Raw genomic sequence first — 12,115 nt, 5'->3', positions numbered from 1 at the left:
CAGACAAGCCATTCAAGATAAAATATCAGCGACAGTAGTTATTAAAGGTAACTTGAATCAAGTTGTAAACGTTGAAACGGTTGTAGATGCAGTGGAAGAGTAAAGTAATTATACAAATATACAGATTGAGTTAAAAAACTTAAAATTAAGTACAGGTTTAACTTTATCAGGTGTTTTATGAAAGCGTTATTAGCTGATAGTTCAGCAAGTATTTCAGAACTGAGAAAAAATCCAATTGCGCTCTTAAATAAAGCTGGTGGAAAGAGCATCGAAATATAATAAGACAGTTGCTTATTTAGTTCCTGCACAATTGTATGAGTTGATAATGCATCAGCTTGATGACAATGAATTAGCTAAAATTATTAAAAGTCGTAGAGCTGATTTATCTCAGGAGGTTGAAGTTAGCATTGATGACTTATAGCTCTTATCAATTGAATTACATTAATTAGAAAAAGCTAATGCTTAAAGTGACATAAAGTAGCTCAGACTATTTTTCTGTTTATATTAGGGCGTGTTAGCATATAAGAAAGTAAATATTGAACACATGGATGAATATGGTCACTTTTTCTCGCTATACGACATTAATTTTATATGGTGTTATAACCTATATTCTGTTTTTAATTATGTCTTCAGTAATCATTAATCAAGGATTGTGGCTCGCTTGGACTAACCTTCTTCAAAAAACATTTAATACTTCAAATTTCACACCTTCGTATGGTTACGCTACATTATTATTTTTAGCAGGCTTAGCCGTAAACAAAATTGCAGATAGCTTTTCTATTTATAATTTAAAAAGATATTGGCAATTTAATTGGCGGTATCCTTCGCTAATGCTATCAGTAACATGCACTATTGCTATTTGGTTGTTTTTTGAATCTAGAGAAACCGGTTCTTTGATTAGTTTAGAGTTAGTACTTTTATACTTACCACTTATAGCCGGATTAGTATTTTTACCTGCATTAGAACTTTTAAAAACTCGTATTGAGACGGATAAACCAAAAAGCAACGATTCAACGCAGCATATCGCTAAACAAATTGAGGAAACTTTATGCTATGAGAAAAATAAAGCAAAAAGTACACGCATTTTAATATGTGGACCGTTTGGTGTCGGAAAAACCACGGCAATAAATTTAGCAGTTGATAAACTAAAAAATAAAAAAGAACTGCCTAAATTAGTTCACTGTAATATTGATCTGTGGGGTGTTGAAGCTGAATCTATTATCCAATATGTATTGGATGAAGTGCTAATAGCACTCGGTACAGAAATAGATATGTGTAAATTTCGCTCTTTACCGTTGCATTATATTACGGCAATGAATGCAGGTAATACGTCTTCTAAAATATTTGCAGCGTTTATGCATAAACCTACATCTCCTGATGCACTTTTAAAAAGCTTAAATGATGTAATTAATGCAGCAAATTTAAGGTTATTAGTAACAATTCAAGACCTCGATCGTAATCAAAAGGCGCTAGACAGCCTCCATGCGCTTGCTGGCCTGCTAGATAGATTAGAAGAACTGCAAGGTATTGATTATATTTTTGCAGGTGAAAACCGCCCCGAATTTTCAGATACGTTACTGCGCATTTGCCCAATACGATTTGACTTTTCTATCCCCAATTTTACTGAGGAGATAAAGAAGTTAGAAAATGAGTTAATAAATGCCGATATGCAAATGTATTATCAAAAAGTTCTTTTGAAACAAGATGTAGATAGGTACCTAATACAGCGACTTATAAATAAGTTGTTGCCATCATTTAGAGCATTGCACACTCTTGAAGAGCAAATTAAACCTATTTGGCAGACGTTAGGTGGTGAAGTGTTATTTTACGACCTTGTTTTACTTCAGGCATTGAAAAATAATAGCCCAGTTATTTACGATGCACTAATAGTGTTATTAAATAAAAAGTCCTTTAAAAGCCAACCATTAACTAAATTTATTGCAGATAACTTTTCTCCGGACGATAATTTAGATAAAGAACTTATAAAGGCTTGCCTAGACCACTTTGGCTTAACTTATATTTTTAAAGCTATAGAAGAGAGTAAAGGTAGAGAAACATACGTTTCAAAAGATAACCCGCCGGCTCATGTTTTATCATTTTATAAACACGAGCATATAAGTAGCTCATTAATCGAAGGCAGGCTTACAGCGAAAAAGCTTAAACAAAGGCACGTTTTTAAAACGTTGAATGAAATTTCTAGTGGTGATAGCCGTATTATTAAAAACCAAGCAATTACTGACTTATGTGCCGCTGTGGAAAATGATGAGACTTCTAGCTTTTGGCTTGAGTCAATCAAGTATTATGGTTGGCATATTCTTTACAATGAAATTAAAGATGAAGTGACCGTTAAGCAATTATTTGAAAAAGCGATTAATGTTCGGTCATCAAGGAAATCTTTAGAACTTCTAACATCATTTGCTGTAAGAGGCTATGATGTTGACTCAAGTAGCGCATTTGTTAAATACCTTTTTTCAGAAAGAATAATAAGCGACTTATTTGAGCAACGCACCTGTTTTACATATGGTACTTTGTTTGCGCTATTGAAAATTTATAGTAATTTTAGCTCATTTGGACGTTTTGGTAGTGAGCCCAAAAGTTATAAAGTTCCTATGAATAATCTTATTTTACAATTTATAGATAGCAAGGATCCTGTCAGCGACGCTAATTTGTTGTATTTGTTTTCAAGTAATGCTGATGATATTCCTGATTTATTACTTGCTCTAAATAAATCGACTCTAAATAAAGTACAGTCTTTGATTAAAAATATTAAATCAGAAAACACCCGTGTGATTTATAGTCAAATAGCTGAAGCACGAGAAGCAAATGATGATGAATTTGAAGGTATAAGAAGTGATGCATTAAAATTAATATCGCGAATGTTAAAACTTTAGTTTCAATTAATTGAGGCTGCTATTTTGGCTTGAAATTAAAGCGCGATAATTATCTTACCGCACTTTAATCTTAAATATTTCTTTTATCTTTTAGTTTTAGCCCAAACCCAACAACACCCATCAAAAGCACAAATCCCCACACAAACATGTTTCCGTATTGGCTGTACACGCTGTCGCCTTTTATGAGCTTAATGTTAGCTTTCAATGTTGTAGCTTCAAACTGAGGCATGGTTTGTTGTGCGTGGCTTATAGGGTCGTATACGGCGCTTACACCATTGTTTGTAACACGCACTAGAGGGCGTTGTAGCTCGAGCGACCGCATACGGGCTATTTGCATATGTTGCAAAGGCCCAATGGAGTCACCAAACCAGGCATCGTTACTTACCGTAAAGAGTAGGTCGGAATCGCTTTTGTAATTTCCGCGTACTAAATCGGCAAAAACAATTTCGTAGCAAATAGCGGGGAGTAAGTTATAGCCATTGGCGCGTAAGTTGTTTTGCACTTTGTCGCCACGGGTAAACGACGACATAGGTAAATCGAATAACGGGGCAATAGGGCGCAAAAAGTCTTGAAACGGTACAAATTCGCCAATAGGTAATAGCTGGTGTTTTTGATAACGGTTTTTATCAAGGTAATGGTAATGCCCGTGCTCGTCGCCGCGTTCTTTATTACCAACCACAATAAGCGTATTGAATATGTTTTTGGTGTCTCGCTGGTAGTCAACAATACCGGTTACAAGGGCGGTTTTATTAAACGAGGCGGCACTGTCTAAATTGGCTAGGTAGGAATCAGCAAGCATTTCTATTTCAGGCACTGCGGCTTCTGGCCATACTATTAAGTCGGCATCCCAATGTGGGCGTGTCAGGTCTTGGTATTTGCTCATTGTGGTCCAAAACTCACTTGGCTCAAAGCGCAGGTGTTGCTGTATGTTCCCTTGTACGAGCAATACTGACATATTTTTATCTGTGTAATGAATACTGCCTGTGGTGTTTGCACCTGCAAAAATAAGCGCAACTGCTGTCGCAGTAACCGCTGGGGTTTTAAAATCTTTTTGGGTTAAGCGATAAAGTGCAAAGCCAATAGCGATACACACGAGGGTTAAGCCAAACTCGCCAATATAAGGGGCAAGCAGCCTTAAAGGTCCGTCGGTTTGCGTGTAGCCAAAACTTAACCACGGGAAACCGGTAAGTACGGTGCCACGTAAATACTCACTAATTGCAAAGCTGGCAATTAGTAATGCGCCAAAGCTTTTAGGGCCACTGGCAAAGCGTGTAGTTGCCCAAAAGGCAAGTGCGGGAAATAACGCTAAGTAGGCGCACAAAAAAGCCATTAACGAGAGCGATGCTATCAGCGGCATACCGCCAAAGGTGGCAATAGAAACATGTACCCAGCTTATACCTGCACCAAACCAGCCTAGGCCAAATATAAAGCCATATTTAGCGGCGGTTTTTGCGTGTGCTTTACCGGTATTATTGGGATTAACGCAAAAAATTATGGCACCAAGGCTAATAAATACGATGGGCCAAATTTCAAAGGGAGCATAGCCAAAAGTTAAAACAAGGCCCGCAACGAGTGCGAGCCATGCTTTTTTATCTTTTGCTAATAGGGTAAGTCTAGTTAGCAGTTTCTTCACTGTCGTTATCATCAGCCTTAGGAACGGTGACTTGCAGTTGCAAAATACGACGATTGTCGGCGTTGGTTACTTTAAATTGGTAACCTTCTATGTCAATCGTTTCACCACGGCTTGGCATATGGCCAAATGCGTGCAGTACAGTTCCGCCAATAGTATCGGCTTCGTCTGTGCTGTAGCCTGTTTTAAAATGCTCGTTAAAGTCATCTACAGGTGTGAGTGCTTGCACTACGTGAACATGTTTAGCAAGTCGACGAATATCTTGATGTTCTTCTTCTTCGTCGTGCTCATCTTCGATTTCGCCAACAATTATTTCAAGAATATCTTCAATCGTTACTAAGCCCGATACGCCGCCGTATTCGTCAATAACAACAGCCATATGGTAGCGTTGCTGACGGAATTCGTTTAGCAATGTATCAACACGTTTGCTCTCAGGTACTACCATTGCTGGGCGTAAATAATCGCGTATTGATGGTAAATGCTCGTCTTTATTTAAGATCAGTGGCAATAAATCTTTAGCGAGTAAAAAACCTTCTACATGGTCTTTGTCTTCAATCACCACAGGAAAACGTGAGTGAGTTGAGTCAACCATCATTGGAATTAGCTCTTCAAGCGGGCTGTCGATCTCAAGAGTGATCATTTGTGAGCGCGGAACCATTATGTCTCGCACTTTAAGCTCAGACACGCCAAGCACACCTTCTATCATCTCTTTTGTTTCAGGATCGATTACGTCTCGTTCTTGCGCATCGGCAATAACTTCGACCAGCTCTTCTCTATTCTGGGGTTCCCCTTGCAACATTTGGGCTATTCTGCCCAACCACGTTTTGCCAGAAGAACCCTGGCTAGATTGCGAGTTACCGTCGCTCATTGCGTCTAATTGCTCCGTTAATTTAAATATCGTCCCGGTATGGGTCTGCTATGTTTAGCTCTGCAAGTAATTGCTTTTCGATGCTTTCCATCTCTAAAGCATCGTCACTCTTTATATGGTCAAATCCAAGCAAATGCAAGCATCCGTGAATAACCATGTGGGCAAAGTGGTCATGAAATGACTTCTCTTGCTCAATTGCTTCAGCTAATACAATAGCTGGGCAAATAATTAAATCACCAACCAAGGGAATATCTATTCCTGGTGGTGCTTCAAATTCGAACGACAGTACGTTGGTCGGTTTATTTTTACCGCGATAGTCGTTATTAAGTTGTTGCGATTGCGCTTCGTCGCTAATAACGATACTGAGTTCTGACTCGTCACGGTATTGGCTAAGGGCTTTGTCGGCCCACAGTGCAAATTGCTCTTCGCTTGGGAGGTTGTCAAACTCACAGGCTATTTGTAAATCAAGTTCGGTTGTCAAAGTATTACTCTTTAGTAGTAGGCTGTTGAAGAGCAGCAAGTGCGTCTTTTGCATTTTGCTTTTCAATGCGCTTTAGTCGCTCGCTTTCGTCGTTACGCTCGTAGGCTTCAACTATGCGTGCTACAACAGGATGGCGTACTACGTCTTGGGCTTTAAAGTAGTTAAAGCTAATTTCGTTTACGCCATCAAGTACTTCCATTGCATGGCGAAGGCCTGAACGTGTGCCACGAGGTAAATCGACCTGTGTTATATCGCCTGTAATAACCGCTTTTGAGTTAAACCCTATACGGGTTAAAAACATTTTCATTTGCTCGGCGGTGGTATTTTGGCTTTCATCTAAAATAATAAAGGCATCGTTTAAAGTGCGTCCGCGCATATAAGCAAGCGGGGCGACTTCAATGATATTTTTTTCGATGAGTTTTTCTACTTTTTCAAAACCTAGCATTTCAAAAAGAGCGTCGTAAAGAGGACGTAGGTACGGGTCTATTTTTTGACTTAAATCACCGGGTAAAAAGCCAAGCTTTTCGCCCGCTTCTACAGCAGGACGCGTTAATAATATACGGCGTATTTCTTGGCGCTCAAGGGCGTCAACGGCGGNCGGCAGCAACTGCAAGGTAGGTTTTACCAGTACCAGCAGGGCCAATACCAAAGGTAATGTCGTGGTTTAAAATATTAGCCACATAAACACCTTGGTTATCGTTACGTGGTTTAATAACACCACGGCGCGTTTTAATCACCATTTCTTTGCCGTAAGCGCTGCTTGATGCATCTTGCTCTAGGGCTTTTGATTCGGTAATAGCTAAATGAACGGCTTCGGGTTCTATTTCGCCTAAAACACCACGAACTGGCTGAGTATCAACATAAAGGTTTTTTAAGATTTCTACAGCGCCGGCGCAGTTGTGTAGTTTACCGGTTACTTTAAAGAAGTTGTCACGGTGAATTATTTCAACAGCCAGGTGGCGCTCAATTTGTTTGATGTTTTCGTCAAACGGGCCACATAAAGAAGAAAGGCGTTTGTTATCGGCAGGTTCTAAATAAATCTCTAATGTTTTTAACTGATTACTCAAAATTGCTTCCTATAGTACTGCGCCAGCGTTAACTGGCGCTAATAATTTTGACTAAGGAACGAAAGTAGCTACGCCAATTTCGTTAACAGTGTCTGGTTTTGGCTCTGCAGCTGCAGCTTTAGTTAAAATAGCTGAAGGAGCGATTTCACGTCGTAAGTTCATTTCTGATTCTGTACGAATTAAGTCACCACGTAAAGAGTTAGGTAGTGCTTCGGTAATACGTACGTCAACAAACTGTCCGATCACTGTGTGCGGGCCAACAAAATTTACTACACGGTTATTTTCGGTACGGCCACGTAATTCCATTGGGTTCTTTTTAGAAGGACCTTCAACAAGTATACGTTGCTCTGTATCGAACATTTGACGGCTAATTTGCTGCGCCATTTGTGTAATACGGTTTTGTAGTAAGTATAAGCGTTCTTTTTTCTCTTGCTCTGTTACGTCATCTGGCAAATCTGCCGCTGGCGTACCTGGGCGTGCACTGTAAATAAAGCTAAAGCTCATATCAAAACCAATGTCGCTAATAAGCTTCATGGTTGCTTCAAAATCTTCTTTACTTTCGCCTGGGAAACCAATAATGAAATCTGACGACATGCTTAAGTTAGGGCGAATTTTGCGTAACTTACGAATTGTCGATTTGTATTCAATTGCCGTATGGCCACGTTTCATTAGGTTTAATATACGGTCTGAACCACTTTGTACTGGTAGGTGTAAGTGATCTACAAGCTCTGGTACATCAGCGTAAACGTCAATGATGTCTGGCGTAAATTCTACCGGGTGCGATGTGGTGTAACGAATACGGTCAATACCATCAATAGCAGCAATAAGACGAATTAAATCTGAGAAGTAACATATTTCGCCATCGTGCGTGTCGCCGCGGTATGCGTTTACGTTTTGGCCTAGTAGGTTTACTTCACGTACGTTTTGCTCAGCAAGCTGTGCAATTTCTAGTAATACGTCATCTACTGGGCGGCTAACTTCTTCGCCGCGAGTATACGGTACAACACAAAAAGTACAGTATTTAGAACAGCCTTCCATAATTGATACAAACGCAGATGGGCCATCCGCTTTTGGCTCTGGCAGGCGGTCAAACTTTTCAATCTCTGGGAATGAAATATCAACAACCGATGAGCCTTTATCGCCTTGCACTTGTTTAATCATTTCTGGTAAACGGTGTAGCGTTTGCGGGCCAAAAATAACATCTACAAATGGTGCACGTTGGCGAATAGAGTCACCTTCTTGTGAGGCAACACAACCACCTACACCAATTATTAAATCTGGCTTGTCGTCTTTTAACAACTTCCAACGACCTAACTGGTGAAATACTTTTTCTTGTGCTTTTTCACGAATTGAACAGGTGTTGAGTAAGATTACGTCGGCATCTGTTGCATCATCAGTTAGCTGGTAGCCGTTGGTGGCATCTAAAAGTTCAGCCATTTTCTGAGAGTCGTATTCGTTCATCTGACAACCCCAGGTTTTAATATGCAGCTTTTTGCTCATTGAAATATTGCCTCGTGTTCAATTCGATAGTGGCACAAAAATGTGCTAGAAACAGGATTAAGGAGCAAGCATGCTCACTTAAAGGAGGCGTATTTTAGCTGGATACCCGCCCAGATCCAAGTATAGTTTTCATGTTTGTGATCTCAAATCAATACAGGGCGAGTTTAATCAGCTGTTAGGGATATCCTCTGGTATAAAACAAATTAATTTTGATACAATCAAAACAGACTCAAGTAATAATAAAATGATGAAAAACATGACTAAAAATAATGTGATAGTAGTTGGCGGAGGCATGGTTGGCGCGGCTATGGCGATAAAGCTGGCTCAACAAGGCTTTGGCGTGCGCATAATTGAAAAACACCTAATAGACCCATCGCACATTCTTAGTAGCGATAAGGTGGATATTAGAGTGTCTGCTATTAATCGTTTTTCAGAAAATTTACTTGATGAATTAGGCGCAATGCCTCTTTTAAGGCAAAACCGCATAGCACCTTATCAACAATTAGAGGCTTTTGAGCGCGGTGGTGACAATTTATTATTTGATTGCGCCGACATAAACACGACACATTTAGGCCACTTGATTGAAAATAGTCTAATTCAAGCAAGTTTGTGGCAGCAATTTGGGCATTACAAGATTGAGGTTATTGAGCAATCATTACCGGTAACTAAAGTAGAGCAAACGGATGATTTAATTACGCTTGTGTATGGTGATCAAACCTATACGGCTGATTTAGTAATTNGCCGCCGATGGCGGGCAATCGCAATTGCGTGATAAAGCTAATATTGGTATTACGGGATGGCAGTACCAACAGCATTGCATGGGGGTATTAATTAAACTCGATGCCCCGCAACAAATTAAAACCTGGCAACAGTTTACACCAACCGGGCCATTAGCATTTTTACCAATGCAGGCACCGTACGCTAATTTAATTTGGTACGACAATGCAAATACACTACAAGCATTTAAAGGGCTAAACCCAACTCAGTTAAAAACACACATACTGAATAAATTCCCAGAACTTGCTGGAGACTTTGAAGTACAAACCCATGCGATATTTCCGCTAACTCGCCAACATGCAAATAGCTATTCGCAAGGGCGTTTGGTTTTAGTGGGCGATGCAGCGCATACAATTAACCCGCTTGCAGGGCAGGGCGTTAATTTAGGTTTTCAGGACGTAGTGGCACTTGCTGAAGTTTTAAACGAAGCAGGCGATATAGGTTGCCCTCTCAAACTTAAAGAATACGAACGAGCTCGCCGCAGGGCTAATTTATTAATGATGAGCATGATGGACGCGTGTTACTTTGGGTTTTCTAATCAAATTACGCCACTTAAATGGGCACGTAGCCAGTTTTTAAAAATGGCCAATAATACGGGGCCAATAAAAAACTGGGTTTTAAAATACGCAATTAGCGGTGATTTAGGCTAAATTTAAAGTAGGTATTTAAAAGGCTCATTTATGAGCCTTTTTTTATGCCTGTTTTTAAGTCAGCAAATAGTGACTCGGCTATATTGAACACGGTTTTAATTTAACTGGTGTTACATCACTAAATCGCAGTTTAATAACTTTAAAGAGCTTGTGTGTGGATAATTTTTTTACAGTAATAATTATTTTAGGTGCGCTACTGCTTGTTGCTAGCTTAAAAACAACCGTTAAAGTTTGTAAAAAAACATCGCAAAGAGCATGGAGTGTACTGCTATGCGCTATTATTTTTTTTATTATAGGGTATTGGTGGGTACTTTATTATTTTTCCAATCACGACATTGCACCCGTCGTTATGAATATGGTGGCTATGTTGTTGCTTGGCGGTGGTGGGTTTGTTTTTTTAGTTATTAAACTGAGCTTAAAAAGTATTCTTAAAATAGAGCAAGCAACGCAGTATCAAAAATATCAAACTGAGCACGATAACTTAACAACTCTACCTAACCGCGATAAGTTTTTTAAATCTCTGAGTAAACAAGTTGAATATCCTTCCCCATTTTCACTATTTTATATCGACTTAAATAACTTTAAACAAATTAATGATGCGTTTGGGCATCAGTGTGGTGACCAACTCTTGGCTGCATTTGCCAATAAACTAAATAAAGAATTATGCGGAATTGCTAAGTTATATCGAATAGGTGGCGATGAGTTCGCATTTTTACTGCATACCGATACAGATGAAAGCATGAATTATTGTGTAAACATTATAAACTCAGCCGTCAAAAGTCCGTTTTGTACGAATGAGCAAATGGTTAAAATACAATTAAGTATAGGCGTAAGCCGTTTTCCTGATGATAGCCGATTGCCCGATCAGCTATTAAAAAAAGCTGACTTGGCACTGCATGAAGCTAAAAAAACATTTCAACCTTTGGTAAATTACTCATCTGCAATAGGTAAACGAGCTGAGGACTTTTTTGATTTATCAGCCAAAATTAAAGTGGCATTACATAAAGATGAGTTTGAGCTTTATTTACAACCCATAATGGACTCTAAGGATCTGCAATTACATGGCCTAGAAGCGCTTATACGATGGCCGCAAGATGATGGTAGCTTTATTAGTCCAGAAAAGTTTATAACCGTAGCTGAGCGTACAGGGCTTATTTTTCCTTTATCGAAATGGGTTGTACAAGAAGCCGTTAATCACATTAGAAAGCTAAAACTATTTGGCTTCACCGGTACCATACATGTCAACTTATCGACGAAAGATATTGAAAGCAGTGAGTTTTACGATTTTATAATTAGTTTACTCGCAACGGATCCTACACTAAGCGACTCGTTAATTTTTGAAATTACTGAAGGTGCAATGATGACAAATATACCGGCTGCTAGAAAAATGATGCAACAGTTGAGTATGCGCGGGTTTAAATTTAGTGTTGATGACTTTGGTACTGGCTTTTCGTCGCTGTCGTTATTAAGAGAGCTGCCAATTAATCAAATAAAAATAGATCAGTCGTTTGTCAAAGATATGCTTACTAACTCGCCTGATTACGCCATTGTAGAATCTACATTGTTTTTAGCGGGTCGATTAAATTGCGATGTAGTTGCTGAGGGAATAGAAACTAAAGAAGTAGAACAGGCGTTGTTGGGTCTGAACTGTGATTATTTACAAGGGTATTTATATAGTAAACCGATAACAATAGATGAGTTTATAAGTGTTTATTTAAATGCAGAGAAAGTAAGTTGAACTTAATGAGTATTGAGAATTTTTAGACAGGGAAGTCAAATTGGCTGGGATACCAGGATTTGAACCTGGGAATGCCAGGATCAAAACCTGGTGCCTTACCGCTTGGCGATATCCCAACTATAAATTTGATATTAATTTTAGTTCTTAATAAGAACATGGTGCGGAAGGAGAGACTTGAACTCTCACAACCTAAGTTACTGGAACCTAAATCCAGCGCGTCTACCAATTCCGCCACTCCCGCATCACTAATTTGCTATTTTAAACTCTAAGCTAGAGCGATTCTTTTATCCAACTTTCCTTGGTAGAAGAAGTTGGCTGGGATACCAGGATTTGAACCTGGGAATGCCAGGATCAAAACCTGGTGCCTTACCGCTTGGCGATATCCCAACAAAGAATTCTTTATAATTTTAGTTCTTATAAGAACATGGTGCGGAAAGAGAGACTTGAACTCTCACAACCGAAGTTACTGGAACCTAAATCCAGCGCGTCTACCAATTCCGCCACTCCCGCATC

Annotated in this window: 6 protein-coding genes, 4 tRNA genes and 3 pseudogenes; 4 read left to right on the top strand and 9 right to left on the bottom strand. The window is 39.3% G+C overall.

Annotated features, from left to right (window positions below):
- Positions 1-177: 177 nt before the first annotated feature.
- Together L656_RS01000000121915 and L656_RS0104315 are read left to right on the top strand one after the other, a co-directional pair.
- Positions 178-421 (top strand): annotated as a pseudogene (locus L656_RS01000000121915) (antitoxin).
- 133 nt (positions 422-554) lie between these two features.
- Complete coding sequence (locus L656_RS0104315; RefSeq protein WP_024598307.1) at positions 555-2,891, top strand: P-loop NTPase fold protein; 2,337 nt, start codon at positions 555-557, stop codon at positions 2,889-2,891.
- A gap of 70 nt (positions 2,892-2,961) precedes the next feature.
- Here the strand turns inward: L656_RS0104315 and lnt are convergent, their stop codons facing one another.
- From lnt to miaB, 5 genes and pseudogenes are all read right to left on the bottom strand, one after another.
- Positions 2,962-4,524, bottom strand: coding sequence for an apolipoprotein N-acyltransferase (gene lnt / locus L656_RS0104310; RefSeq protein WP_024598306.1), 1,563 nt, complete (start codon positions 4,522-4,524; stop codon positions 2,962-2,964).
- The gene (gene corC / locus L656_RS0104305) at positions 4,505-5,389 is read right to left on the bottom strand and encodes a CNNM family magnesium/cobalt transport protein CorC (RefSeq protein WP_007585597.1); all 885 of its coding nucleotides are present in this window, start codon (positions 5,387-5,389) and stop codon (positions 4,505-4,507) included. Before corC ends, lnt begins: the two co-directional genes overlap by 20 nt.
- Before the next feature lie 22 nt (positions 5,390-5,411).
- Positions 5,412-5,870 (bottom strand): rRNA maturation RNase YbeY, encoded by a 459-nt coding sequence (gene ybeY, locus L656_RS0104300; RefSeq protein WP_002958542.1) that lies wholly within the window; start codon positions 5,868-5,870, stop codon positions 5,412-5,414.
- Positions 5,871-5,874: 4 nt separating this feature from the next.
- Positions 5,875-6,937, bottom strand: a pseudogene (locus L656_RS01000000121910) (PhoH family protein).
- 51 nt (positions 6,938-6,988) lie between these two features.
- Positions 6,989-8,437 carry a tRNA (N6-isopentenyl adenosine(37)-C2)-methylthiotransferase MiaB gene (gene miaB / locus L656_RS0104290; protein ID WP_024598305.1) on the bottom strand — a complete coding sequence of 483 codons (1,449 nt, stop codon included), beginning with the start codon at positions 8,435-8,437 and terminating at the stop codon, positions 6,989-6,991.
- Between the two features lie 244 nt (positions 8,438-8,681).
- Between miaB and L656_RS01000000121905 the strand changes: the two are divergent.
- Together L656_RS01000000121905 and L656_RS0104280 are read left to right on the top strand one after the other, a co-directional pair.
- Positions 8,682-9,864: pseudogene (locus tag L656_RS01000000121905) on the top strand (FAD-dependent monooxygenase).
- A 154-nt stretch (positions 9,865-10,018) separates the two neighbouring features.
- Positions 10,019-11,602 carry a putative bifunctional diguanylate cyclase/phosphodiesterase gene (locus L656_RS0104280; protein ID WP_024598304.1) on the top strand — a complete coding sequence of 528 codons (1,584 nt, stop codon included), beginning with the start codon at positions 10,019-10,021 and terminating at the stop codon, positions 11,600-11,602.
- Between the two features lie 41 nt (positions 11,603-11,643).
- On the opposite strand, the gene L656_RS0104275 is transcribed toward L656_RS0104280, so the two are convergent.
- The 4 genes from L656_RS0104275 to L656_RS0104260 all read right to left on the bottom strand — a co-directional run bounded on the left by L656_RS0104275 (position 11,644) and on the right by L656_RS0104260 (position 12,112).
- Positions 11,644-11,718: transfer RNA gene (locus L656_RS0104275), tRNA-Gln, on the bottom strand.
- A gap of 40 nt (positions 11,719-11,758) precedes the next feature.
- A tRNA-Leu gene (locus tag L656_RS0104270) sits at positions 11,759-11,843 on the bottom strand.
- Positions 11,844-11,914: 71 nt separating this feature from the next.
- Positions 11,915-11,989: transfer RNA gene (locus tag L656_RS0104265), tRNA-Gln, on the bottom strand.
- 38 nt (positions 11,990-12,027) lie between these two features.
- A tRNA-Leu gene (locus L656_RS0104260) sits at positions 12,028-12,112 on the bottom strand.
- Positions 12,113-12,115: the final 3 nt, after the last annotated feature.

Origin of the sequence: Pseudoalteromonas sp. TAE56 (genome assembly GCF_000497955.1) — a bacterium.
Classification (GTDB): Bacteria; Pseudomonadota; Gammaproteobacteria; order Enterobacterales; family Alteromonadaceae; genus Pseudoalteromonas.
The sequence above is the reverse complement of the archived record's forward strand: the minus strand, read 5'-3'. Positions and strand labels throughout refer to the sequence as shown.

Coding starts and splice junctions, on each gene's coding strand:
- corC (WP_007585597.1), bottom strand. CDS start 5,389: ATGAGCGACGGTAACTCGCAATCTAGCCAGGGTTCTTCTGGCAAAACG.
- L656_RS0104315 (WP_024598307.1), top strand. CDS start 555: ATGGTCACTTTTTCTCGCTATACGACATTAATTTTATATGGTGTTATA.
- miaB (WP_024598305.1), bottom strand. CDS start 8,437: ATGAGCAAAAAGCTGCATATTAAAACCTGGGGTTGTCAGATGAACGAA.